Origin of the sequence: Krasilnikovia cinnamomea (genome assembly GCF_004217545.1) — a bacterium.
GTDB classification, from domain to species: Bacteria; Actinomycetota; Actinomycetes; order Mycobacteriales; family Micromonosporaceae; genus Actinoplanes; species Actinoplanes cinnamomeus.
Genome location: NZ_SHKY01000001.1, coordinates 3,631,354 through 3,656,189 on the forward strand (window position 1 = coordinate 3,631,354; position 24,836 = coordinate 3,656,189).

At 70.4% G+C, this 24,836-nt stretch carries 20 protein-coding genes; 19 read left to right on the forward strand and 1 reads right to left on the reverse strand.

Annotated features, from left to right (window positions below):
• Entirely contained in the window at positions 1-3,075 is a 3,075-nt protein-coding gene (locus tag EV385_RS16430) for a DEAD/DEAH box helicase (RefSeq protein ID WP_130510254.1), read from the reverse strand.
• A 139-nt stretch (positions 3,076-3,214) separates the two neighbouring features.
• Here EV385_RS16430 and mqnC point away from each other — a divergent pair, with 139 nt between their 5' ends.
• The 19 genes from mqnC to EV385_RS16525 all read left to right on the forward strand — a co-directional run bounded on the left by mqnC (position 3,215) and on the right by EV385_RS16525 (position 24,685).
• Entirely contained in the window at positions 3,215-4,453 is a 1,239-nt protein-coding gene (gene mqnC / locus EV385_RS16435) for a cyclic dehypoxanthinyl futalosine synthase (protein WP_130510255.1), read from the forward strand.
• A 293-nt stretch (positions 4,454-4,746) separates the two neighbouring features.
• A complete protein-coding gene (locus tag EV385_RS16440) occupies positions 4,747-5,442 on the forward strand; it encodes a demethylmenaquinone methyltransferase (protein ID WP_278044988.1) in 696 nt (231 codons plus the stop codon).
• A 104-nt stretch (positions 5,443-5,546) separates the two neighbouring features.
• A complete protein-coding gene (locus EV385_RS35115; protein WP_242624915.1) occupies positions 5,547-6,002 on the forward strand; it encodes a hypothetical protein in 456 nt (151 codons plus the stop codon).
• Between the two features lie 100 nt (positions 6,003-6,102).
• Complete coding sequence (locus EV385_RS16450; RefSeq protein ID WP_242624916.1) at positions 6,103-7,401, forward strand: geranylgeranyl reductase family protein; 1,299 nt, start codon at positions 6,103-6,105, stop codon at positions 7,399-7,401.
• Positions 7,402-7,485: 84 nt separating this feature from the next.
• The gene (locus EV385_RS16455) at positions 7,486-7,851 is read left to right on the forward strand and encodes an NADH-quinone oxidoreductase subunit A (RefSeq protein ID WP_130510257.1); all 366 of its coding nucleotides are present in this window, start codon (positions 7,486-7,488) and stop codon (positions 7,849-7,851) included.
• 6 nt (positions 7,852-7,857) lie between these two features.
• Entirely contained in the window at positions 7,858-8,532 is a 675-nt protein-coding gene (locus tag EV385_RS16460) for a NuoB/complex I 20 kDa subunit family protein (RefSeq protein ID WP_130510258.1), read from the forward strand.
• 32 nt (positions 8,533-8,564) lie between these two features.
• Positions 8,565-9,296 carry an NADH-quinone oxidoreductase subunit C gene (locus EV385_RS16465; RefSeq protein WP_130513357.1) on the forward strand — a complete coding sequence of 244 codons (732 nt, stop codon included), beginning with the start codon at positions 8,565-8,567 and terminating at the stop codon, positions 9,294-9,296.
• A complete protein-coding gene (locus EV385_RS16470; RefSeq protein ID WP_130510259.1) occupies positions 9,293-10,633 on the forward strand; it encodes an NADH-quinone oxidoreductase subunit D in 1,341 nt (446 codons plus the stop codon). The genes EV385_RS16465 and EV385_RS16470 overlap by 4 nt, the downstream gene beginning before the upstream one ends.
• The gene (nuoE, locus tag EV385_RS16475) at positions 10,634-11,686 is read left to right on the forward strand and encodes an NADH-quinone oxidoreductase subunit NuoE (protein ID WP_130510260.1); all 1,053 of its coding nucleotides are present in this window, start codon (positions 10,634-10,636) and stop codon (positions 11,684-11,686) included.
• Complete coding sequence (nuoF, locus tag EV385_RS16480; protein WP_130510261.1) at positions 11,683-12,999, forward strand: NADH-quinone oxidoreductase subunit NuoF; 1,317 nt, start codon at positions 11,683-11,685, stop codon at positions 12,997-12,999. Before nuoE ends, nuoF begins: the two co-directional genes overlap by 4 nt.
• Positions 12,999-15,539, forward strand: coding sequence for an NADH-quinone oxidoreductase subunit G (locus EV385_RS16485; RefSeq protein ID WP_130510262.1), 2,541 nt, complete (start codon positions 12,999-13,001; stop codon positions 15,537-15,539). The genes nuoF and EV385_RS16485 overlap by 1 nt, the downstream gene beginning before the upstream one ends.
• A complete protein-coding gene (gene nuoH, locus EV385_RS16490; RefSeq protein WP_130513358.1) occupies positions 15,539-16,921 on the forward strand; it encodes an NADH-quinone oxidoreductase subunit NuoH in 1,383 nt (460 codons plus the stop codon). Before EV385_RS16485 ends, nuoH begins: the two co-directional genes overlap by 1 nt.
• 1 nt (position 16,922) lies before the next feature.
• Positions 16,923-17,492 carry an NADH-quinone oxidoreductase subunit NuoI gene (gene nuoI / locus EV385_RS16495; protein WP_130510263.1) on the forward strand — a complete coding sequence of 190 codons (570 nt, stop codon included), beginning with the start codon at positions 16,923-16,925 and terminating at the stop codon, positions 17,490-17,492.
• Entirely contained in the window at positions 17,492-18,256 is a 765-nt protein-coding gene (locus EV385_RS16500; RefSeq protein WP_130510264.1) for an NADH-quinone oxidoreductase subunit J, read from the forward strand. Before nuoI ends, EV385_RS16500 begins: the two co-directional genes overlap by 1 nt.
• Positions 18,253-18,552, forward strand: a complete 300-nt coding sequence (gene nuoK, locus EV385_RS16505; protein WP_130510265.1) for an NADH-quinone oxidoreductase subunit NuoK — start codon at positions 18,253-18,255, stop codon at positions 18,550-18,552. Before EV385_RS16500 ends, nuoK begins: the two co-directional genes overlap by 4 nt.
• A gap of 11 nt (positions 18,553-18,563) precedes the next feature.
• The gene (gene nuoL / locus EV385_RS16510) at positions 18,564-20,483 is read left to right on the forward strand and encodes an NADH-quinone oxidoreductase subunit L (RefSeq protein ID WP_130510266.1); all 1,920 of its coding nucleotides are present in this window, start codon (positions 18,564-18,566) and stop codon (positions 20,481-20,483) included.
• Positions 20,480-22,024, forward strand: a complete 1,545-nt coding sequence (locus tag EV385_RS16515; protein WP_130510267.1) for an NADH-quinone oxidoreductase subunit M — start codon at positions 20,480-20,482, stop codon at positions 22,022-22,024. Before nuoL ends, EV385_RS16515 begins: the two co-directional genes overlap by 4 nt.
• 2 nt (positions 22,025-22,026) lie before the next feature.
• Positions 22,027-23,559, forward strand: coding sequence for an NADH-quinone oxidoreductase subunit NuoN (gene nuoN, locus EV385_RS16520; protein ID WP_130510268.1), 1,533 nt, complete (start codon positions 22,027-22,029; stop codon positions 23,557-23,559).
• 130 nt (positions 23,560-23,689) lie between these two features.
• Entirely contained in the window at positions 23,690-24,685 is a 996-nt protein-coding gene (locus EV385_RS16525; RefSeq protein WP_242625301.1) for a polyprenyl synthetase family protein, read from the forward strand.
• The last annotated feature ends 151 nt before the right edge of the window (positions 24,686-24,836 follow it).

The following is a 24,836-nucleotide window of genomic DNA, read 5'->3' on the forward strand; positions in this document are numbered from 1 at the left end:
TCAGCCCACCGCCGCCGGGTCCAGCGCGAACAGCTCGCGCAGCTGTTCCGTACTCAAATCGGTGATCCAGTCCTCGCCCGTGCCCACGACCGCCGCGGCGAGGGTCTTCTTCCGCTCGATCATCGCGTCGATCTTCTCCTCCAGGGTGCCGGTGCAGATGAACTTGCGCACCTGGACGTTGCGCGACTGTCCGATCCGGAACGCCCGGTCCGTCGCCTGGTCCTCCACCGCCGGGTTCCACCAGCGGTCGACGTGGATGACGTGGTTGGCCGCGGTGAGGTTGAGGCCGGTGCCGGCCGCCTTGAGCGACAGCAGGAACAGCATCGGCTCCGGGTCGGACTGGAAGCGGTCCACCAGCTCGTCGCGCCGGGCCTTGGACAAGCCGCCGTGCAGCCAGAGCACCGGCCGGTCGAGATGCGCCGCCAGGTACGGCTGCAGCAGCGCCCCGAACTCGGCGAACTGCGTGAAGACCAGTGCCTTGTCGCCGTCGGCGACGAGCTCGGACGCCAGCTCCTCCAGCAGGGCCAGCTTCCCGGAGCGGCCGGGCAGCCGGGAGCCGTCCTTGAGCAGGTGGGCGGGATGGTTGCAGACCTGCTTGAGTTTCATCATCGCGGCCAGCACGTTGCCGCGCCGCTGGATGCCCTCGGAGTCGGCGATGACGGCCATCATGTCCTCGACCACCGCCTGGTACAGCGTCGCCTGTTCCGGGGTGAGGGTGCACCAGACCTTCATCTCGTTCTTCTCCGGCAGGTCGGAGATGATCGACTTGTCGGTCTTCAGGCGGCGCAGCACGAACGGGCCGGTGGCCCGCTTGAGCGCGGCCGTGGCGTCGGCGTCCTGGCGTACCTCGATCGGCTCCTGGAAACGCCGCCGGAACCGTTTCGCCGTGCCGAGCAGGCCGGGGTTGCAGAACTCCATGATCGACCAGAGTTCGGCGAGATGGTTCTCCACCGGGGTGCCGGTCAGGGCGAGCCGGGTGGCGGCCGGGATCGCCCGGACCGCCTGCGCCTGCCGGGTCCCGCTGTTCTTGATGGCCTGCGCCTCGTCGCAGACCACCCGGCCCCACGCCGTGTCGCGCAATGCGCCCAGATCCCGCAGCGCCGTCCCGTATGTCGTGACGACCAGGTCCGCGTCGGCGATCCGGGCGGGCAGGTCGTCGCCGCGCGCCCGGCCCCCGCCGTGGTGGACGTACACCCGCAGGCCGGGGGCGAACCGTGCCGCCTCCTTCTGCCAGTTGCTGACCAGCGACATCGGGCAGATCAGCAGCGTCGGCGCGACCGCACCGGTGTCGCGCTCCGCCAGCAGCAGCGACAGCGTCTGCGCGGTCTTGCCCAGGCCCATGTCGTCCGCGAGGATCCCGCCCAGCCCCAGCCGGGCCAGGAAGTGCAGCCACGACAACCCGCGCTCCTGGTACGGCCGCAGCCGCCCCTGGAAGCCGGGCGGTGTCGGCACCGGCGACAGCCGCTCCGCGGCCCGCCCGGAGAGCAGGTCGCCCAGCATCCCGTCGGCGTCCACCTCGACCAGGGGCAGGTCCTCGTCGCCGCCGTCGACGACCTGCCGGAGCACCTCCCCGGCGGTGAGCTCGCCCTCCCGGCGCCCGCCGACCGCCTTCAGCGCCGCGCGCAGCTGGCGTTCGTCCAGCTCCACCCACTGCCCGCGGACCCGGACCAGCGGCACCTTGAGGCGGGCGAGCTCGGCCAGCTCGGCGGCGTCGACCGTCGCGTCGCCCACGACCAGGTCGAGCCGGAAGTCGACGAGCTGGTCGAGGCCGAAGCCGGAGTCGGCCACCGCCTTCTGGGCGGTGCCCTTGCGGCTGCGGGTGGTGAGTTTCAGGCCGACCGCCTTGCGTCCCGCCCAGGCGGGCAGCTGCACCCCGAACCCGGCCGCCTGCAGCAACGGCGCCGCCTGGCGCAGGAAGTCGTGGGCGCCCGCCGTGTCCAGTGTCATCGCGTCGGGGCGCGGCACCTGCAGGGCCTCGTGCAACGCCGGGTAGAGCCGGACGCCCCGCCCGAGCCCGGCCAGCAGCGTCTCGTCCGGGCGCGGCGGCAGCCCCGGCAACTGTCCACCGGCCCACAGCTCCTCGGCGGGCAGGTACAGGCTCGGGTCCTCGGCGGACTGCAGCGCGAACTCCAGCCGCCACTCGTCGTGGCCGGGCAGCGGCTCGACCAGGCGGAAGCTGACCCGGATGGGACCGTTGGCGTCGTGCGCCGCGCGCAGCCACGCGGTCAGCGCCCGCTCCAGCGCGCTCACCTCGGCGGGCGGCGCGCCGGGCAGGCTCGGGTCGGCCGCGGTGAGCGCCACCGCCCACCGGTCGGCCAGCGGCGCGCGGGCGCCCGGCCGGTGGCCCTGCAGCAGGCGTTCCGGCAGCAGGGCCCGCGCCGCCGCGTCGACCAGCGCGTCCAGCGCGGCCGCCAGCGTCGGGCCCACCCCGGCGTCCGGCTCGGCGGCCCGGCACACCGGCGGCATCGCGGCCCCGAAATCGCGGTACGCCGCCGCGTCCGCGCCCGTCTGCACGGGCCGCCAGCGCGCCGCCGGTACACCCGCCTCGGTGACCAGTTGGGGGAGCATCCGGCCGCGTTGCGCCAGGTCGCACGCGTGGCCCGCCAGCAGGCTGAGATAGCGCAGCGAGGCGGCCGGGGCCCACGGCCCGTCCGGGTCGGGGTCGGTGAGCGCGGCGAGTGCGGCCAGCGCGGCGTCCGGCGGCAGCAGCACCCCGGGCGTCGCCCACGACCCGAGCCGGACGCCGCGCCGGGACGGTTCGGCACCGGTCTCGGGGGAGGGCAGCGGCGCGCGTGTCGTCCCGGGCAGCAGCAGGGCCAGTTCCGCGTCGGCCGCCTTGGCCAGGACGTCCCGAAGGGCGCTGTCGGTGCTCTCGGATGGGTCGCCGTCCTGCGGCTCGGCGTCCTGCGGGTCGGCGTTGAGCAAGGTGGCGCGCAGCGCCTCCGGGGGCACGGCGAACGGGTGGGCCCGATGGCGGGACCGCGAGCGCGGTGGTGATCCGAGCTCCAGGCTCTCGCCCCACACGGCGAGCCCGCCGGCCGCTCCGGTGACCCAGGTGCCATGGACGAGCAGCACGCCGCCTCCGTTCCTGATGGGGATCCACCGAGACTAACGACCCGATCCGACACGAAGCCGGGCGTGACCCCCGGTCGCGGGCTCCCGGCGGTGACCGGTGCCGCTGACGCTTTCCACCGGGGCACGTACGCTTCGAGGCGTGACGGCGAACCCGGAGATCGACAGCATCCTGCAGCGCGGCGCGGACGGCGGGCGGATCACCCCCGAGGAAGCGCTGCTGCTCTACACCGAGGCGCCCTTGCACGCGCTGGGCGAGGCGGCGGACGCGGTCCGGCGCCGGCGCTTCCCGGACGGCATCGTCACGTACCTGATCGATCGCAACATCAACTACACCAACGTGTGCGTCACGGCCTGCAAGTTCTGTGCCTTCTACCGGGCGCCGAAGCACGCCGAGGGCTGGTCGCACCCGATGGAGGAGATCCTGCGCCGGTGCGGCGAGGCGGTCGAGCTGGGCGCCACCCAGGTGATGCTGCAGGGCGGCCACCACCCCGACTACGGCGTCGAGTACTACGAGGAGCTGTTCTCCTCGGTCAAGCGGGCGTACCCGCGGCTGGCGATCCACTCGATCGGGCCCAGCGAGATCCTGCACATGGCCAAGGTCTCCGGCGTCTCCATCTCCGAGGCGGTCGTCCGGATCAAGGCCGCGGGCCTGGACTCCATCGCGGGCGCGGGCGCGGAGATGCTGCCGGACCGGCCGCGCAAGGCGATCGCGCCGCTCAAGGAGTCCGGGGCGCGCTGGCTGGAGGTCATGGCGGTCGCGCACCGGCACGGCCTGAGTTCCACGGCCACCATGATGATGGGTACGGGGGAGACCAACGCCGAGCGCATCGAGCACATTCGGATGATCCGCGAGGTGCAGGACCTCGCCGTGGCGAACGGCTATGTCGACGCGCCGGTCGAGCAGTCCCACGAGGTCGGCGGGTTCCGGGCCTTCATCCCGTGGACCTACCAGCCGGAGAACAACCACCTCAAGGGCCGGACGCAGGCCACCACACTGGAGTACCTGCGGTTCGTCGCGGTGTCCCGGCTCTTCTTCGACAACGTGGCGCACCTGCAGGCGTCCTGGCTGACCACGGGCAAGGACGTCGGCCAGCTCTGCCTGCACATGGGTGTGGACGACCTGGGGTCGATCATGCTGGAGGAGAACGTCATCTCCTCGGCGGGCGCCCGGCACCGGTCCAACCTGCACGAACTGATCTCGATGATCCGTACGGCCGACCGGGTCCCGGCCCAGCGCGACACCCTGTACCGGCACCTGGCCGTGCACCACACCGCGGCCGAGGACCCCACCGACGAGCGGGTCGTGTCGCACTTCTCCTCGATCGCCCTGCCCGGTGGCGGGGCCCGGCGGACCCTGCCGCTGGTCGAGGCGAGCTGACGGTATCCCCTGTCCGTCGGAGTCGCCCGGCCGTTCGGTCAGGTGCCGGTCGGCGGTCCGCACAGGAGCGGATTGCTCCTCGGTAACAGACGCGTCGTCCGTCTGTTCCCTTGCGTACCCCCTGGTTACGGTGCCTGCGTAACACCGCAACACTGAACGTCGCCACGGCATCTGACCGCCGGCGGCGGGGTCGGACCCGACCGATGGCGGTCGTATATATAACGCACCAGGCGCGGGCGGGATGGGTCACCATCCCGCCCGCGCTGTGCGTGGCGGTGGCAGAGTGGGCAACCGTGACGCGCGCAGATCTGGACAAGCAGCCGCACGAGGTCGCCGAGATGTTCGACGGCGTGGCCGAGCGGTACGACCTGACCAACACGATCCTGTCGTTCGGCCAGGACCGGGGGTGGCGCCGGGCGACCCGGGCGGCGCTGGGCCTGCGGCCGGGCGAGCGGGTGCTGGACGTCGGCGCGGGTACCGGCGTGTCCACCGAGGAGATGGCGCGCTCGGGGGCGTGGGCCGTCGGCGCGGACCTCTCGGTGGGGATGCTGGCGGCGGGGCGCCGGAGCCGCCCGCGGGTTCCGCTGGTGGCCGGCGACGCGCTGGCGCTGCCCTTCCCCGACGACGCCTTCGACGCGGTGACGATCTCCTTCGCCCTGCGCAACGTGGTGGACACCGGCGCGGCGCTGCGCGAGCTGGCCCGGGTGGTCCGGCCGGGGGGCCGGCTGGTGGTGTGCGAGTTCAGCCACCCGACCAACGCGGCGTTCCGTACCGCGTACCTGTCGTATCTGATGCGCAGCCTGCCGGCGGTGGCGCGCGCCGTGTCGAGCAATCCCGACGCGTACGTCTATCTGGCCGAGTCGATCCGCGCCTGGCCGGACCAGCAGGGCCTGGCCGCGCGGATGCTGGAGGCCGGTCCGTGGTCGCGGGTCGGCTGGCGGAATCTGACCGGCGGCATCGTGGCGCTGCACCGCGCCACCAAGATCTAGCCTCGTAAGATCGAGCGGCGCCGAGGTTCCACGCCACGGCTGGCGGGATTTTGCCAATCACGCCTCTTATGGGCGGTTTGGGTGATTAGCTCGATGGTATGACCATGTCCAGTCATCCGGTCGACTCCTTCGGCGTCGACACCGAGATCGACCTCGCCATCGACGAGCAGGACGAGGGGGAGCGCCGGGCACACGAACTGGCCACCCGGATCCGCACGGTGGCCGCGACCGATCCCGAGCTGGCCCAGGATCTGGTGGATCAGCTGATTGTGGCCCTCGACCGCGCGATGGGCGGTACGTTTCGGGAGCACCTGGACGGCGCCGCCCGGCACGCGGCCGACCGCGCCCTCGCTGCGGCCGCACCGGGCGCCACAACGGACGGCGCACCCCGTGGCGAGGCGGAAACCGCGACGGGCGGTGAACCGCGCCGAGCGGAGGAGGCCACGACGGACGGCGAACCGCCCGGCGACACGAAGAGCAAGATGGACACCCCGACGAGCACGCTGAGGCACGGCGGGAGCGGTGCCGCACCGACGATGTCGTCGCCCCGGAACGGTTAGGTACCCCTAACCCCTATCCGCTTCGATGGCAGTCCTAGACTCCGACCTGGGCTGGCTTGTGAACTGTTTCACTAGCCCGCGCGAGAACGGAGGGTGAGCCGTGAACGAGCACGTGGCCGCGGCAGGAACCATCGCCGACGAGGCGGACGTGATCGTGGTCGGTGCCGGGCCCGGTGGGTCCGCGGCGGCGTACCACATGGCGCGGCACGGCCTGCGCGTCCTGCTGCTGGAGAAGACCGAGTTCCCCCGGGAGAAGGTCTGCGGCGACGGGCTCACCCCGCGCGCCACCCGGCAGTTGATCCGGATGGGCATCGACACCTCCGAAAAGGCCGGCTGGCTGCAGAACAAGGGCCTGCGGGTGATCGGCGGCGGCGTACGCCTCGAACTGGACTGGCCGGAGCTGGCCAGCTTCCCCAGCTACGGGCTGGTCCGCACGCGACTGGACTTCGACGACATGCTGGCCAGGCGCGCGGTCGAGGCCGGCGCCCTGCTGCGGACCAGCGTCAACGTCACCGGGCCGGTGCTCGACGACGACGGCCACGCGATCGGGGTCACCGCCAAGGCCGGCCCCGGCAGGGAACCCGTCCAGTATCGGGCGCCGCTGATCATCGCGGCGGACGGCGTGTCCGGCAAGCTGCCGCTCGCCATGGGACTGGCCAAACGCGACGACCGCCCACTCGGTGTGGCGGTACGGCGCTACTACCGGTCACCCGTTCGGGCGGATGATGACTATCTGGAGTCCTGGCTGGAGCTTCGCAGCGCGCAGAACTCCGACGTCCTGCTGCCGGGGTACGGCTGGATCTTCGGGCTCGGCGACGGCCGGGTCAACGTCGGCCTCGGCATCCTGAACTCCTCCAGCGCGTTCGGCAAGACCAACTACCGGGCCATGCTGACCGACTGGCTGGGCACCACCCCGCCGGAGTGGGGCATGCGCGGCGAGGAGCACGCCGAAGGGCCGGTGCTGGGCGCCGCGTTGCCCATGGGTTTCAACCGGGTGCCGCACTACACGCGTGGCGTCATGCTCGTCGGCGACTCGGGCGGCATGGTGAACCCCATGAACGGCGAGGGCATCGCGTACGCGATGGAGTCCGGCGAGCTGGCCGCCGAGGTGGCGGTGCAGGCGCAGGCCCGCTCGGCGGGTGCCGACCGGGAGCGGGCGCTGCAGGCGTACCCGACGGAGCTCAAGCTGCGCTTCGGTGGGTATTACCGGCTCGGCGGGATGTTCGTGAAGCTGATCGGTAATCCGCAGATCATGCGGATCGCCACGAAGCACGGGATGCCGCATCCCACGCTGATGCGCTTCGTCCTCAAGCTGCTGGCGAACCTGACCGACCCGCGCGGCGGCGACGCCATGGACCGCATCATCAACGGCCTCACCAAAGTCGCCCCGACGGTTTGACATGGCCATTTCGGGTACCCCGGTCGCAGGCGGGCAGAACGGGATTAATAGTGTGAAGCGGCTAACAGTCGAGCAGGAGACGGTATGACGCTCAACCCCTACGTACCGATCGTCGGGCTGCTGATCCTCGGCGCGCTCTTCGCCCTGTTCTCGGTCTCGGTGGCGCCCATCGTGGGCCCGAAGAGATACAACCGCGCCAAGCTGGAAGCGTACGAATGCGGCATCGAGCCCGCGCCCCAGCCGATCGGCGGCGGCCGCTTCCCGATCAAGTTCTATCTGACCGCGATGCTGTTCATCATCTTCGACATCGAGACCATCTTCCTCTACCCCTGGGCAGTGTCCTTCGAGGCGCTGGGACTGTTCGGGTTCGTCGAGATGGTCCTGTTCATCGTCGCCGTCTTCATCGCCTACACGTACGTGTGGCGGCGTGGCGGCCTGAACTGGGACTGATAACCAATGGGAATCGAAGAGAAGCTGCCGAGCGGCATCCTGCTCACCTCGGTGGAGAAGCTCTCCAACTGGGCCCGCAAGTCGTCGTTCTGGGGCGCCACCTTCGGCCTGGCCTGCTGCGCCATCGAGATGATGGCCTCCGGTGGCCCGCACTACGACCTGGGCCGCTGGGGCATGGAGGTGTTCCGCGCCTCGCCCCGCCAGGCCGACCTGATGATCGTCGCGGGCCGGGTGAGCCAGAAGATGGCCCCGGTCGTGCGCCAGATCTACGACCAGATGCCCGAGCCCCGTTCGGTGATCTCGATGGGGGTCTGCGCCTCGTCCGGCGGCATGTTCAACAACTACGCGATCGTGCAGGGCGTCGACCACATCATCCCGGTCGACATCTACCTGCCGGGCTGTCCGCCCCGGCCGGAGATGCTGATCGACGCGATCCTGAAGATGCGCGAGAAGGTCATGGCCGCCCCGCTCGGCCCCAACGGCCGCAAGATGCTGGAGGCCCGCCGGGCCGAGGGCAAGCTGCCGGTGGTCGCCCCCGGCGCCATGCCGTCCTCGTACCGGGCCGATCCCAAGCGGCGCGACGAGTGGATCCAGGCGGTCAAGGAGGGCCGCGAGGAGCAGCTGCGCATCGAGAACTGGATGAAGCTGCAGCCGCACATGCGAGGGGAGGGCCGCAAGTGACGTCCGACAGCACCAAGGGCCAGGAACCGGCGATCGAGCGGAACCGGCCCACCGAGCAGCCCGGCGCCGGGGTGCCCGTGGCCGCCCCGCCGGTCGGCGCGGCCGCCGGTGCACCCGCCGACTACCCCCGGGCGGTCAAGCGCGGCATGTTCGGGGTGCGCGGCTCGGGTGACACCTCCGGCTTCGGCGGCCTGGTCCGGCGTACGCCCAGCCTCGAGGACACCCCCCGGCCGTTCGGCGGGTACTTCGACGAGGTGCACGACGCGCTGGAGGAGGCGTACCCGGGCTTCGCGGACGCGATCGAGAAGGTGATCGTCGACCGGGGCGAGCTGACCCTGCACATCAAGGCGGAGAACATCGCCGAGGTGTGCCAGGTGATGCGCGACGACGAGGCGCTGCGCTTCGAGCTGTGCTCGTCAGTGGACGGCGTGGACTACCTGGGCAGCGACGAGCGGCGGTTCCACATCGCCTACCAGCTCACCTCGATGACCTACCGGCGGCGGGTACGCCTGGAGGTGGCCGTGGCCGAGGGGGTGTCGGTCCCGTCCGTCACCGGTGTGTACCCCACCGCCGACTGGCAGGAGCGGGAGACGTACGACATGTTCGGTGTCGTCTTCGCCGGTCATCCCGGCCTCACCCGGATCCTCATGCCGGACGACTGGGAGGGCCACCCGCAGCGCAAGGACTACCCGCTCGGCGGCGTGCCCGTCGAGTACAAGGGCGCCGAAATTCCTCCTCCAGACCAGCGGAGGGTCTACCAATGAGCACTCCTACAACGGGTGAGCAGGCGTACGCGGCCGAGCGGGAGACCACCGAAGGCCGCGTCTTCACGGTCACCGGCGGCGACTGGGACACCATCACCGAGGGCATCGATCCGCTCAGCAACGAGAAGATCGTCGTCAACATGGGCCCGCAGCACCCCTCCACCCACGGGGTGCTGCGGCTGGTGCTGGAGCTCGAGGGCGAGACGGTCACCGAGTGCCGCCCGGTCATCGGGTACCTGCACACCGGCATCGAGAAGAACCTGGAGTACCGCAACTGGACCCAGGGGGTCACGTTCGTGACCCGCATGGACTACCTGTCCAACATGTTCAACGAGGCCGGGTACTGCCTCGCGGTCGAGAAGCTGCTGGGCATCACGGACGAGATCCCGGAGCGGGCGAACACCATCCGCGTGATGTTCATGGAACTCCAGCGGATCGCCTCGCACCTGGTGTGGATCGCCACCACGGGCATGGAGCTCGGCGCGATCTCGATGATGCTGTACGGCTTCCGCGAGCGCGAGTACATCCTCGACATCTTCGAGGAGGCCTCCGGCCTGCGGATGAACAACGCGTACATCCGGCCCGGGGGCCTCTCGCAGGACGTACCGGAAGCGGCGATCACCAAGATCCGCGACTTCCTCAAGTACCTGCCGAAGAAGCTCAAGGAGTACGAGAAGCTGCTCTCCGGCCAGTACGTCTGGCACAAGCGCACGCAGGGCGTCGCGGTGCTCGACGTGACCGGCTGTCTCTCCCTGGGCATCACCGGTCCGGTGCTGCGCTCGGCGGGCCTCGCCTGGGACCTGCGCAAGACGATGCCGTACTGCGGGTACGAGAACTACGAGTTCGACGTGCCGACGGCGACCACGGGCGACGTGTGGGGCCGCTACCTGGTGCGGATGGCGGAGATCCGGGAGTCGCTGAAGATCATCGAGCAGACCCTGGACCGGTTGAAGCCCGGCCGGATCATGGTCGAGGACCGCAAGATCGCCTGGCCCGCGCAGCTCGCGCTCGGCGTCGACGGCCTCGGCAACTCGCTCGAACACGTCGCCAAGATCATGGGTCAGTCGATGGAGTCGCTGATCCACCACTTCAAGCTCGTGACCGAGGGCTTCCGGGTCCCGCCCGGCCAGGTGTACGTCGGCATCGAGCACCCGCGCGGCGAGCTCGGCGTGCATGCGGTCTCCGACGGCAGCAGCCGCCCGTACCGGGTGCACTACCGCGACCCGAGCTTCGTGAATCTCCAGGCCATCCCCGCGATGGCCGAGGGCGCCCTGCTGGCCGACGTGATCGCCGGCGGCGCCTCCCTCGACCCGGTGATGGGTGGGTGTGACCGCTAAATGTCTGATCGCACGGTGGAGTTCTCCCCGGCCGCCGCGCCGCTCGCGGAGCAGCTCCTGGCCCGGGCGCGCGAGATCCTGGCCCGCTACCCGGCGGGCCGGGAACGGTCCGCGCTGCTGCCGCTGCTGCACCTCGTGCAGTCGCAGGAGGGTTACGTCAGCCCGGCCGGGGTGGCGTTCTGCGCCGAGGTGCTGGGCATCAACAAGGCCCAGGTCGGCGCGGTCGCGACCTTCTACACCATGTACAAGCGCCGGCCCACCGGCGAGTACCTGGTCAGCGTCTGCACCAACACGCTGTGCAACGTCATGGGCGGCCAGGAGGTGTACGACGAACTCGCCGAGCATCTCGGCGTCGGCCACGACGAGACCACTGCGGACGGCCGGGTCACGCTGGAGCACGCGGAGTGCCTCGCCGCCTGCGACTACGCCCCGGTGGTGACGGTCAACTACGACTTCTACGACAACGTCACTCCGCAGGGCGCGATCGACCTCGTCGACGGGCTGCGTGCGGGGGAGCGTCCGGCGCCCACCCGAGGGGCCCGGCTGTGCTCCCTCAAGGAGATGGCGATCCAACTCGCCGGGTTCGCCGATCCGCGCGACGGCGCGGTCGCCGACGGCCCGGCCGGGGCGCCGACGCTGCGCGGGGTCACGCTGGCGCAGAAGAACGGCATCGCGGTCCGCAACTTCGACCCCGACACGCCGATCCCGACCACCAAGCCCGCCCCCGGTCAGCCGACGGCACCCGCCAAGCCGGCCCCCGCAGCGAAGGCCGCGGCTGCTGAGAAGGCAGCGCCGGCCGGCAAGGCAGCCCCGGCCGACAAGGCAGCGACCGGCGACAAGCCGGCCGCCCGGCGCGCGTCCACCACGCGAACCCGCGCCAAGGCCCCGGACCCGCAGGCCTCCGACCCGCAGGCCACCGACGCGGCGGCTCCCGACGCCAACGCCCCGGCCAGCGACGCCAAGCCCGCCGGGGACAACCCCGAACCGCAGCGGAGCAATCTGCGCAAGGCCGCCGAGGGCACCAACACCGCCGCTGAGGAGGCAGAGCAGTGACCGAGCCTTCCCGCGAAGTCCTGGAGAAGCTCACCCCGGTCCTCACCAAGCGCTGGCTGTCGCCGGACGCCTGGAAGATCGACGTCTACGAGCGGCTCGACGGCTACGCGGCCCTGCGCAAGGCCCTCGCGGTGCACCCCGACGATCTGATCCAGCTCATGAAGGACTCCGGGCTGCGCGGCCGGGGCGGTGCGGGCTTCCCCACCGGCCTCAAGTGGGGCTTCATCCCGCAGGGCGACGGCAAGCCGCACTACCTGGTGGTGAACGCCGACGAGGGCGAGCCGGGCACCTGCAAGGATCTGCCGCTGATGACATACGACCCGCACTCGCTGGTCGAGGGCTGCATCATCGCCTCGTACGCGATCCGGGCCAACCGGGCCTACATCTACATCCGCGGTGAGGCGGTGCACGCGGCCCGGCGGCTGCGTAACGCCGTGCGCGAGGCGTACGTCAAGGGCTACCTCGGCAAGAACATCCTCGGCACCGGGTTCGACCTGGAACTGGTGGTGCACTCGGGCGCCGGGGCGTACATCTGCGGCGAGGAGACCGCGCTGCTCGACTCGCTGGAGGGCTTCCGGGGCCAGCCCCGGCTGCGGCCCCCGTTCCCCGCGGTCGCCGGCCTGTACGCCAGCCCCACCGTGGTGAACAACGTGGGCACGATCTCCAGCGTGCCCTACATCGTGCTCGGTGGCGCGGAGTGGTGGAAGAGCATGGGCACGGAGAAGTCGTCCGGCCCGATGATCTACTCCCTGTCCGGCCGGATCACCAACCCCGGCCAGTACGAGTGCGGCCTGGGCATCACCCTGCGCGAGCTGATCGAGCTGGCGGGCGGCATGAAGGAGGGGCACCAGCTCAAGTTCTGGACCCCGGGCGGCTCCTCCACCCCGCTGCTCACCGCGGAGCACATCGACGTGCCGATGGACTTCGAGAGCGTCGCGGCGGCCGGGTCCATCCTGGGCACCACGGCCGTCCAGATCTTCTCCGATCAGGACTGCCCGGTGTACGCCACGTACCGGTGGCTGGAGTTCTACCACCACGAGTCGTGCGGCAAGTGCACCCCGTGCCGCGAGGGCAACTACTGGATGGTCCGGACCTACCGGCGGATCCTGGCCGGTCAGGGCACCCACGAGGACCTGGACACGCTGCTGGACACCTGCGACAACATCCTCGGCCGCTCGTTCTGCGGCCTGGGCGACGGCGCGACCAGCTCGGTGACCTCCTCACTGCAGTACTTCAAGCAGGACTACCTCGACTACATCGAGGGTCGGACGGCCCCCCGGCTGTCCGAGAAGACCCTGGTAGGAGCGCACTGATGACGGACGTTGCCAAGCCGACCGACACCGTCACGCTGACCGTCGACGGGGTCGAGGTGACGGCCGCCAAGGGCGAGCTGGTCATCCGGGTCGCGGAGCGGATGGGCATCGAGATCCCCCGGTTCTGCGACCACCCGCTGCTGGCCCCCGCCGGGGCGTGCCGCCAGTGCCTGGTCGAGGTGGAGGGTCAGCGCAAGCCGGTCGCCTCGTGCACCCAGACGGTCGCCGAGGGCATGGTGGTCAAGACCCAGCTCACCTCGCCGGTCGCGAAGAAGGCCCAGGCCGGGGTGATGGAGCTGCTGCTCATCAACCACCCGCTGGACTGCCCGACCTGCGACAAGGGGGGCGAGTGCCCCCTGCAGAACCAGGCGCTGTCCACCGGCCGGTCCGACTCGCGCTTCGCCGAGGAGAAGCGCACGTTCGAGAAGCCGATCCACATCTCCAGCCAGGTGCTGCTGGACCGGGAACGGTGCGTGCTGTGCCAGCGGTGCACCCGGTTCTCCGAGGAGATCGCGGGGGACAAGTTCATCGACCTGATGGACCGCTCCTCCGGCCAGCAGATCAACGTGTACCGGGACGACTTCTTCGGCGCGGACGCCGACGGCAGTGGCGACGCGGGCGAGGACTCCGGGGACGTGCCGTTCAACTCGTACTTCTCCGGTAACACCGTGCAGATCTGCCCGGTGGGCGCGCTGACCGGCCAGCAGTACCGGTTCCGGGCCCGGCCGTTCGACCTGGTGTCCACACCGACGGTGTGCGAGCACTGCTCGGCGGGCTGCGCGATGCGCGCCGACCACCGGCGCGGCAAGGTGCTGCGCCGCCTTGCCGGTGACGACCCGGCGGTGAACGAGGAGTGGAACTGCGACAAGGGCCGGTGGGGCTTCCGGTACGACACGGCGGCCGACCGGATCACCACCCCGTACGTGCGCGACGCCGCCACCGGCGAGCTGCGCGAGGCCTCGTGGAGTGAGGCGCTGTACGCGGCGGCCGAGGGTCTGCGGGCCGCCCGCGCCCGCGGCGTCGGCGTGCTCACGGGTGGCCGCCTGACCGTCGAGGACGCGTACGCGTACGCGAAGTTCGCGCGGGTGGCCCTGGGCACCAACGACATCGACTTCCGGGCCCGCCCGGTCGGCGCGAACGGCGAGGAGGCCGACTTCCTGGCCGCGAGCGTGGCCGGGGTCAGCGACGTCAGCTACGCCGACGTGGAGAAGGCCCCGTCGGTGGTGATCGTCGGGCTGGAGCCGGAGGAGGAGTGCCCGATCCTCTTCCTGCGGCTGCGCAAGACGTACACGCACAAGAAGCTCGCCGTGGTGGCGGTGGCGCCGTTCCTGACGCGCGGCTTCGAGAAGCTCGGCGCCACGCTGGTCGAGGCGGTGCCCGGCGCCGAGGCGCGGCTGCTGGCCGGCGACCCGGCGATCGCCGCGGCCCTGGCCGCCGAGGGGGCGCTGCTGATCGTGGGCGAGCGGCTCGCGGAGGTGCCCGGTGGCCTCTCGGCCGCCGCCGCGCTGGCCGCCCGTACCGGTGCCCGGCTGGCCTGGGTGCCGCGGCGCGCGGGCGACCGGGGTGCGGTCGACACGGGCTGCCTGCCGAACCTCCTGCCCGGCGGACGTCCGGTCACCGACGCCGGGGGGCGCGCCGACCTGGCGGCCGCCTGGGACGTGCCGGTCGAGACACTGCCCGCCGCGGTGGGCCGCGACACTTCCGCGATCGTGGCCGCCGCCGCGGCCGGGGAGTTGGGCGGCCTGCTGGTCGCCGGGGTGGACCCGGCCGACCTGGCCGATCCGCGCCTGGCCGAGCAGGCCCTCGACGCGGTGCCGTTCCTGGTGAGCCTGGAGCTGCGGCACAGTGCGGTGACCCGCCGCGCCGACGTGGTGCTGCCGGTGGCCCCGCCGGTCGAGAAGCCCGGCACCTACATGGACTGGGAGGGGCGGCTGCGCACCTTCCAGGCGGTGCTGAAGACCGGCGCCATGACCGACGGGCGGGCGCTGGAGGCGATCGCCGCCCTGCTGGAGGTCACGCTGGGCACCGGTGACGTGAACGCGATCCGCCGCGAACTGGGCGGGATGCGGGCCAACACCTCGGCGCCGCAGGCCGCGCCCACCGTGGAACCGGGCGCACCGCTGGAGCCGGGCGCCGGGCAGGCCGTGCTGGCCACCTGGCATCAGCTCATCGACCTGGGCCGCCTGCTCGACGGCGACGAGGTCCTGGCCGGGACCGCGCGTCCGCCGGTGGCGCGGATCGCGAAGGGTACGGCCGAGGCGCTCGGCGTCGCCGACGGCGACCCGCTGACGGTCAGTACGGTCTCCGGCGCGATCAGCCTGCAGACGGCGATCACCGAGATGCCCGAAGGCGTGGTGTGGCTGCCCGCGAACTCGCCGGGCAGCACGGTCCGCCGCAGCCTGGGCGCGAGCTCGGGTGCCGTGGTCCGGCTGAGTGCCGGGGTGGCTGGCCCGCTGCTGGCCGAGGCCCCGCACGCCTCGGCCGCCGAGAGCAACCTGCTCGCCTCCCCCGAGGTCAGCAAGAAGGGGGTAACGCCGTGATGATCCTCGCCGAGGCGCAGGATCCCACCCTGCAGACGTTCGAGAACGACGTCTGGTGGATCGTGCTCATCAAGCTGCTCGGGGTCTTCGTCATCCTGCTGCTGCTGACGCTTTTCACGATCAACTACGAGCGCAAGGTCGTGGCCCGGATGGCGGTCCGGCCGGGCCCCAACCAGGTCGGCCCCAAGGGCTGGTTGCAGAGCCTCTCGGACGGCATCAAGTTGCCGTTCAAGGAGGAGATCATCCCGATCACCGCGGACAAGGTGGTGTACTTCATCGCCCCGGTGATCTCGGCGACGACCGCGTTCACCGCGTTCGCGGTGATCCCCTTCGGCCCGGTGGTGTCGATCTTCGGGCACCAGACCGCGCTGCAGCTCACCGACGTGCCGGTCTCCGTGCTGGTGCTGCTCGCCTGCTCCTCGATGGCCGTGTACGGCGTGGTGCTGGCCGGCTGGGCGTCGGGCTCGACGTACCCGCTGCTGGGCGGGCTGCGCTCCAGCGCCCAGATGATCTCGTACGAGGTCGCGATGGGGTTGTCCATCGTGGCGGTGTTCATGACCGCGGGCACGATGTCCACCTCGCAGATCGTCAAGGCGCAGGCGGGCAACGAGCAGTCCTCGATCGACATCCTCGGCTGGCACCCGACCCCGCCGAGCTGGTACGCGGTGCTGCTGCTGCCGAGCTTCATCATCTACGCGATCTCCGCGGTCGGTGAGACCAACCGGGCCCCGTTCGACCTGCCCGAGGCCGAGTCCGAGCTGGTCGGCGGCTTCCACACGGAGTACTCGTCGTTCAAGTTCGCGCTGTTCTTCCTCGCCGAGTACATCAACATGATCACCGTCTCGGCGCTGTGCACGACGCTGTTCCTGGGCGGCTGGCGGGCCCCGTGGCCGATCACCGCGTTCTGGTCCGACGCCAACTCCGGCTGGTTCGCGCTGATCTGGTGGCTGCTCAAGGTCCTGATCCTGCTGTTCGGCTTCATCTGGCTGCGGGCCACCCTGCCCCGGCTGCGCTACGACCAGTTCATGCGCTTCGGCTGGAAGATCCTCATCCCGGTCAACCTGGTCTGGATCCTGTTCCTCGCCGGGGTGCGGGTGCTCAACAACGAGACCTCGGACCGGAACAAGTGGCTGATCATCGGCGGTGTCGTCATCGCGGTGGTGCTGGTGGCGGTGTTCTGGCCGTCCGGGCGCAAGGAGCCGGTGAAGTCGCTGGAGGAGCAGCTGGCCGCGCGGCCACCGGGCAGTTTCCCCGTACCTCCGCTGGACCTGCAGGTGCCACCCAGCCCGCGCGCCCGCCGCGCGGTGGCCGAGCGCGAGCCCGCCACTGTGGGCGGCGGCACCACCGAGACACCCGACGACACACCAGACGAGGAGGTGTGACGTGGGGACGTTCACGGGCTCGTTCAAGGGCTTCGGGGTGACCTTCGCGCACATGTTCCGCAAGGTCATCACGACCGACTATCCGTTCTCGCCGCCCACCCCGGCGCCGCGCTACCACGGCCGGCACATCCTGAACCGGCACCCGGACGGCCTGGAGAAGTGCATCGGCTGCGAGCTGTGCGCGTGGGCCTGCCCCGCCGACGCGATCTACGTCCAGGGTGGCGACAACACCGAGGAGATGCGCTTCTCCCCGGGTGAGCGGTACGCGTCGGTCTACCAGATCAACTACACCCGGTGCATCTTCTGCGGCCTGTGCATCGAGGCGTGCCCGACCCGCTCGCTGACCATGAGCAACGAGTACGAGCTGGCCCGCGACTCCCGGCAGGACCTGATCTTCACGAAGGAGCAGCTGCTGGCGCCGCTGCTGCCGGGCATGGAGCAGCCGCCGCACCCGATGCGGCTCGGCGACACCGACGTGGACTACTACGTCGGCGCGCTGACCAACCCGGGCACCTCGGCGGGCGCCGAGCGCGCCCCGACGTCGGAGACCGGAACGAAGGGCGGGGCCTGATGGGTACGATCGCCGCCGCGGCCGGGCAGGTCTCCGCCGCCGAGGCCTGGGGCTTCTGGATCATGGGCAGCCTGGCCGTCATCGGCGCCCTGGGCATGGTGCTGGCCCGCAACGCGGTCCACTCCGCCCTGTGGCTGGTCGTGACGATGCTCTGCCTGGGCTTCCTGTACGTGGTCAACGCCGCGCCGTTCCTCGGCATGGTGCAGATCATCGTCTACACCGGCGCCATCATGATGCTGTTCCTGTTCGTGCTGATGCTGGTGGGCCGCGACGCCTCCGACTCGCTGATCGAGACGCTGCGCGGCCAGCGGGTCGCGGCGATCCTGCTGGGCATCGGCTTCGCCATCCTGGTCGCCACCGGCCTGGCCCGCTCGCTGGGCACCAGCACGGTCGTCGGCCTGGAGGCCGCGAACGCGGGCGGCAACGTCCAGGGCATCGCCCGGCTGCTGTTCACCAACTACGTCTTCGCGTTCGAGGTCACCTCCGCGCTGCTGATCACGGCGGCGGTCGGCGCCATGATCCTGGCCCACGTCGAGCGGGCCAAGGACGAGATCCACGACCAGGTGACCCGCATGAAGCAGCGGTTCCACCCGGGCAACCACCCGGGTCCCAAGCCCGGCCCCGGCGTGTACGCCAACACGATGTCCGTGGCCGCGCCGGCCCGCCTGCCCGACGGCAACCTGTCCGAGCGCAGCATCTCGCCGATCCTGCCCGTACGTGAGCTCACGGCGCGCGAGGCGGCCCCGAAGGGAACAGAAGAGTGACTCCCGACTACTACCTCGTCCTCGCGGCGATCCTGTTCACCATCGGGGCCACCGGGGTGCTGATCCGCCGCAACGCGATCGTGCTGTTCATGTGCATCGAGCTGATGCTGAACGCCGCCAACCTGGCCCTGATCACCTTCAGCCGGATCAACGGTGGCCTGGACGGGCAGATCATGGCGTTCTTCGTCATGGTCGTCGCGGCGGCCGAGGTCGTGGTCGGCCTGGCCATCATCATGTCGATCTTCCGGACCCGGCGGTCGGCGAGCGTCGACGACGCCAACCTCCTCAAGTACTGAAGGGCCTGCACGTGGAACAGACAGTGGAGTACGCCCAAGCGGTGGGCCCGCTGCGCCTGCTCTGGCTGCTGGTAGCCATCCCGCTGGCCAGCGCGGCCATCCTGCTGCTGCTGGGGCGCAAGGCCGACAAGTGGGGGCACTGGCTCGGGGTGCTGTCGGTCGCCGTCAGCTTCGTGCTCGGCCTGACCTTCTTCATCCAGCTCGCCTTCCTGACCAACAAGTCGGTCGAGCAGAGCCTGTTCGACTTCATCGTGGTCGGCGGGTTGAAGGTGGACTTCGGGTTGCTCTTCGACCCGCTGTCCGGGGTTTTCGTGCTGCTGATCACGGGCGTCGGCTCCCTGATCCACCTGTACGCGGTCGGGTACATGGCGCACGACGAGGGCCGCCGGAAGTTCTTCGGCTACTTCAACCTCTTTACCGCCGCGATGCTGCTGCTGGTCCTCGGCAACAACTACGTGATGCTCTACTTCGGCTGGGAGGGCGTCGGCCTGGCGTCGTACCTGCTGATCTCGTTCTGGTACACCCGGCCGTCGGCGGCCACCGCGGGCAAGAAGGCGTTCCTGATGAACCGGGTCGGCGACGCCGGCCTGGTGATCGGCATCTTCCTGATGTTCGCCACCCTGGGCTCCACCCAGTACTCCGACGTGTTCAACGGGGTCAGCGCGCTCAGCTCGACCACGGTCTTGGTCATGGGCCTGCTCCTGCTGCTCGGCGCGTGCGGCAAGTCCGGCCAGTTCCCGCTGCAGGCGTGGTTGCCGGACGCGATGGAGGGCCCGACCCCGGTGTCCGCCCTGATCCACGCGGCGACCATGGTCACCGCCGGGGTCTACCTGATCGCCCGGTCGAACCCGATCTTCTCCGCGAACCACACCCTGCAGACCGTCGTGGTCACCGTCGGTGCCCTGACGCTGCTGATCGGCTGCATCATCGGCGCGGCCAAGGACGACATCAAGCGGGTCCTCGCCTGGTCCACGGTCAGCCAGATCGGCTACATGTTCCTCGGCGTCGGCCTGGGTGGCGGCGCGTACGCGCTGGCGATCGTCCACCTGCTGGCGCACGGCTTCTTCAAGGCCAACATGTTCCTCGGCGCCGGTTCCGTGATGCACGGCATGCACGACCAGGTCGACATCAGACGCTTCGGCGGGCTGTACAAGTACATGCGCTGGACCTGGATCACCTTCATGATGGGCTGGCTGGCGATCATCGGCATGTTCCCGTTCTCCGGGTTCTTCTCCAAGGAGCCGATCATCGTGGCCGCCTTCGAGCGCGAAGGCTGGACCGCCTGGCTGTACGGCATGGCCGCGCTGATCGGCGCGGGGCTCACCGCGTTCTACATGACCCGGCTGTTCATCCTCACGTTCCACGGCCCGAAGCGGTGGACGGATGACATCAAGGAGCCGCACGAGTCGCCGTACATCATGACCGTGCCGCTGATGCTGCTGGCGCTCGGCTCGATCGGGGCGGGCGGGCTGCTGGCCACGTCCGTCCCGGAGTGGCTGGAGCCGGTGTTCGGCCCCGAGCCGCACGCGGGCGAGCCGGTCCTCCCGCACTGGGCGATCACCACGCTGTCGCTGGGGCTGGTCGTCATCGGTACGGGCATCGCGTACCTGCTGTTCCGTAACGGCACCGCGAAGCAGGAGCAGCCCGCGGGCGTGGTGGTCACCGCCGCCCGACGCAACCTGTACACCGACGCCTTCAACGAGGCGGTCTTCGAGAAGCCGGGCATCTTCCTCACCCGGGCCCTGGTCTTCTTCGACAACAAGGGCATCGACGGGGTGGTCAACGGCATCGCGGCGAGTGTCGGCGGGAGCTCCGGCCGGTTGCGCCGGCTGCAGACCGGCTTCGTGCGTTCGTACGCCCTGTCCATGCTCACCGGGGCCGTCGTGGTCGTCGGTGCGTTCCTCGTCATCCAGCTGGGGTGGTTCTCGTGACGGACTCCGGATTCCCGTTCCTGTCCGTCCTGACGCTGGCCCCGCTGGTGGGCGCGGTCGTGGTGGCCTGCATCCCGCGGAGCAAACCCAAGCTCGCCAAGATCGTGGCGCTGGTCTGGTCGCTGGCCGTGCTCGGGCTCAGCATCGCGATGTGGGTGGCGTTCCAGGTCGGCGGCGCCCGCTTCCAGTTCCGCGAGTCGTACCCGTGGATCCCGACCTGGGACGCCCGGTTCACCCTCGCGGCGGACGGCATCGCGCTGGTCATGCTGCTGCTGATCGCGGTGCTCGTGCCGGTGGTCATCCTGGCGTCCTGGCACGACGTGGACGAGACGCAGCGTTCCGCGTCGACCTACTTCGCGCTGCTGCTGGCGTTCGAGTTCACGATGATCGGCGTGTTCGCGGCCGCGGACGTGTTCCTGTTCTACGTGTTCTTCGAGGTCATGCTGATCCCGATGTACTTCATCATCGGCTCGTTCGGCGGTGCCCGCCGCCAGTACGCCGCGGTGAAGTTCTTCCTGTACTCGCTGGTCGGCGGCCTGTTCATGCTGGCCGCGGTGATCGGGCTGTGGGTGCTGGGCGGGAAGACGTTCGACTTCGCGGAGCTGACCAGGGCGGCGGCGGACATCGACACCAACACCGCCCGGTGGCTGTTCCTCGGGTTCTTCATCGCCTTCGCGATCAAGGCACCGTTCTTCCCGTTCCACACCTGGCTGCCCGACGCGGGTGGCGCCGCCCCGGTCGGCGCGGCCGCCCTGCTGGTCGGCGTGATGGACAAGGTCGGCACGTTCGGCATCCTGCGCTACTGCCTGCCGCTGTTCCCGGAGGCGTCGCGCTGGTTCGCCCCCGCCGCCCTGGTGCTGGCGGTCATCGGCATCATCTACGCGGCCCTGCTGGCGGTCGGCCAGAACGACCTCAAGCGGCTGGTGTCGTACACCTCGATCGCGCACTTCGGCTTCATCGGCATGGGCATCTTCGCCTTCACCACCCAGGCGGGCACCGGCTCGGTGCTGTACATGGTCAACCACGGCCTCGCCACCGGCCTGCTCTTCCTCGTGGTCGGGATGTTCATCGCCCGGCGCGGGTCGGCGCAGGTCAGCGACTTCGGCGGCGCCGGAAAGCTGCTGCCGGTGCTGGCCGGGATCATGTTCTTCGCCGGTCTGGCGTCGCTGGCGCTGCCCGGCACCGCGCCGTTCGTCAGCGAGTTCCTGGTGCTGATCGGCACGTTCACCGTCCACCCGGCGTACGCCGTGATCGCCACGGCCGGCATCATCCTGGCCGCCGCGTACGTGCTGTGGATGATCCAGCGCACCACCCAGGGTGATCTGAACCCGGCGTTGGCCGAACTGCCCGAGATGCGTCGCGACATCACGCTGCGCGAGAAGGTGGTCGTCGCGCCGCTGGTGCTGCTCCTGCTCCTGCTCGGCTTCTATCCGAAGCCGGTCACCGATGTGATCAACCCGGCGGTCCAGGCGACCATGCAGGACGTCGGCACGACCGATCCGGCCCCCACGGCGGTCGCGAACGGAAAGGTGGCGCCGTAGCCATGGAGAAACTGCAACTGCCCCCGATCGACTATCGGGCGCTCGCGCCGATGTTGATCCTGTTCGGGGTGGCCTGCGTGGGGGTGCTTCTCGAGGCGCTGCTGCCCCGGCGTGCCCGGCATACGGTGCAGCTCTCGCTCGCCCTGCTGGCCTGCGTGGCCGCGTTCATCATGGTGATCCGCGAGCGGGGCACCCGGACCATCACCATCGGCACCGCGGTCGCGGTCGACGGACCCACCCTGTTCCTGCAGGGCGCGATCCTCGTGCTGGGCGTGGTGTCGCTGCTGCTGATCGGCGAGCGCACGGTCGAGCCCGGCGGCGCGTTCGTGGCGGAGGCCGCGCTGACCGTGGGCTCGCAGAAGGACCTGCGGCAGACCACCGGGGCGGCGGGCGGCACGGAGGTCTACCCGCTGGTGCTGTTCGCCCTCGGCGGCATGCTGATGTTCGTATCCGCGAACGACCTGCTGACGATGTTCGTCGCGCTGGAGGTCTTCTCGCTGCCGCTGTACCTGCTGTGCGCGCTGGCGCGGCGGCGCCGCCTGCTGAGCCAGGAGGCGGCCCTCAAGTACTTCCTGCTCGGCTCGTACGCCTCCGCCTTCTTCCTGTTCGGCGTGGCGCTGCTCTACGGGTACGCGAACGGCGTGCACTTCAACCAGATCCACGCCGCGATCGCCAACCCGGCCCGCAGCCAGGTGCTGCTGTACGGCGGGCTCGCGTTGCTGGCGATCGGGCTGCTGTTCAAGGCCGCCCTGGCGCCGTTCCACGTGTGGACGCCCGACGTCTACCAGGGGGCGCCGACCCCGGTCACCGCGCTCATGGCCGCCTGCACGAAGGTGGCGGCGTTCGGTGCGCTGCTGCGCGTGCTGTACGTCGGCTTCGAGGGGGTCCGCTGGGACTTCCAGCCGATCCTGGGCACCATCGCGGTGCTGACCATGCTGGTGGGTGCGGTGCTGGCGGTCACCCAGACGGACATCAAGCGGCTGCTGGCGTACTCGTCGATCGCGAACGCCGGGTACCTGCTCGTCGGTGTGCTGGCGCTCAACGAGGCCGGTGTGTCCAGCACGTTGTTCTACCTGGTCGCGTACGGCTTCTCGGTGCTGGCCGCGTTCGCCATCGTCACGCTGGTGCGCGACGCGGACGGCGAGGCGACCCACCTGTCCCGGTGGGCCGGGCTGGGCCGCCGGTCGCCGCTGTTCGCGGGGGTCTTCACGTTCATCCTGCTGGCCTTCGCCGGTATTCCGTTGACCAGCGGTTTCACCAGCAAGTTCGCGGTGTTCGGGGCGGCGGTCGAGGGCGGCCAGACCTGGCTCGTGATCTTCGGTGTGATCACCAGCATGCTGATCGCGTTCCCGTACCTGCGGGTCGTGGTGATGATGTGGCTCTCCGAGCCGGGCGACAGCACCCCGGCGGTGTCGATTCCCGGCTTCCTCACCTCGGCGGCCCTGACCATCGGCGTGATCGCGACGCTGGCGCTGGGTGTGCTCCCCGCGCCGCTGCTGGACCTGAGCGACAAGGCCGCCGATTTCGTCCGCTGACGGCGGTGGGCGGACCTGGAAACGGGGCAAACCCGCCCGTACTCTGAAATGATCTTGTGTGGTGTACCCCTGGGCCGGAAGCGTCGGGGGCATATGGCATCGTGAAAGTGTGGTGAGCACCGGTGACAGTGTGCTGAACTCGCTCGGTCTCGACATCGACCCGGCGATCGACGTGTCGGTGTCCGCGATGCTGGGCAATGTCGAGGACGCGCTGCGGAAGAACGTGGTCAGCGCCGACCCCCTGGTGGCCGAGGCCGCCCGGCATCTCATGGACGCGGGCGGCAAGCGGTTCCGGCCGCTGATCGTGGCGCTGGGCGCCCAGTTCGGCGACATCTCGTCGCCCGACCTGGTGCCCGCGGCCCTGGTGGTGGAGCTGACCCATCTGGCGACGCTGTACCACGACGACGTGATGGACGAGGCCGAGGTGCGCCGGGGTGCGCCGAGCGCCAACGCCCGCTGGGGCAACTCCGTCGCGATCCTGGTGGGCGACTACCTGTTCGCGCGCGCCGCCGACATCGCGGCCTCGCTCGGGCCGGAGGCGGTGCACCTGCAGGCCCGCACGTTCGCGCGGCTGGTGCACGGCCAGATCGCCGAGACCGTGGGCCCGCGTGGCACCGATCCGATCGCCCATCATCTGCACGTCATCGCGGAGAAGACGGCCTCGCTGATCGCCACCTCGGCCCGCTTCGGCGGGCTCTTCTCTGCGGCCTCTCCGGAGCACGTGGAGGCCCTCGCGGGCTACGGCGAGACCATCGGCATCGCCTTCCAGCTCTCCGACGACCTGCTCGACATCGCCTCCGAGTCGGTGCAGTCCGGCAAGACCCCCGGCACCGACCTGCGCGAGGGCGTGCCCACCCTCCCGGTGCTGTACGCCCTGGCCAGCGACGACACCGACGCCTCGGCCGTGCGCCTGCGCGACCTGCTGGCCACCGGCCCGATCACGGATGACGCCCTGCACGCCGAGGCGCTCGGCCTGCTGCGCGAGTCCGTGGCGATGAAGCGCGCCCGGGAGACCGTCCGCACGTACGCGGAGGAGGCCCGCGCTCAGCTGGCGCCGCTGCCGGACGGGCCCGCGCGCCGCGCGATGGAGTCGCTCTGTGACTTCATCGCGGACCGCACGAGCTGAGGTCTCGCGCGCGCTGTCCACAGTGGTGGATCGCCGTCGGTGCCGGAAAAATCTCTGCGGCGCCGACGACGCCGTGCACCGTGCCCTGATCAGGGACAATCACCCAGAGATGGACGTCGATGACTAACCCTGGTGGGCAGATCGGCACTTC

Excerpts from the sequence above, each read along its gene's own strand:
- EV385_RS35115 (WP_242624915.1), top strand. The coding sequence starts at position 5,547 with ATGTCCAGTCATCCGGTCGACTCCTTCGGCGTCGACACCGAGATCGAC.
- EV385_RS16455 (WP_130510257.1), top strand. The coding sequence starts at position 7,486 with ATGACGCTCAACCCCTACGTACCGATCGTCGGGCTGCTGATCCTCGGC.
- EV385_RS16460 (WP_130510258.1), top strand. The coding sequence starts at position 7,858 with ATGGGAATCGAAGAGAAGCTGCCGAGCGGCATCCTGCTCACCTCGGTG.
- EV385_RS16470 (WP_130510259.1), top strand. The coding sequence starts at position 9,293 with ATGAGCACTCCTACAACGGGTGAGCAGGCGTACGCGGCCGAGCGGGAG.
- nuoE (WP_130510260.1), top strand. The coding sequence starts at position 10,634 with ATGTCTGATCGCACGGTGGAGTTCTCCCCGGCCGCCGCGCCGCTCGCG.
- EV385_RS16485 (WP_130510262.1), top strand. The coding sequence starts at position 12,999 with ATGACGGACGTTGCCAAGCCGACCGACACCGTCACGCTGACCGTCGAC.
- nuoH (WP_130513358.1), top strand. The coding sequence starts at position 15,539 with ATGATCCTCGCCGAGGCGCAGGATCCCACCCTGCAGACGTTCGAGAAC.
- EV385_RS16500 (WP_130510264.1), top strand. The coding sequence starts at position 17,492 with ATGGGTACGATCGCCGCCGCGGCCGGGCAGGTCTCCGCCGCCGAGGCC.
- nuoN (WP_130510268.1), top strand. The coding sequence starts at position 22,027 with ATGGAGAAACTGCAACTGCCCCCGATCGACTATCGGGCGCTCGCGCCG.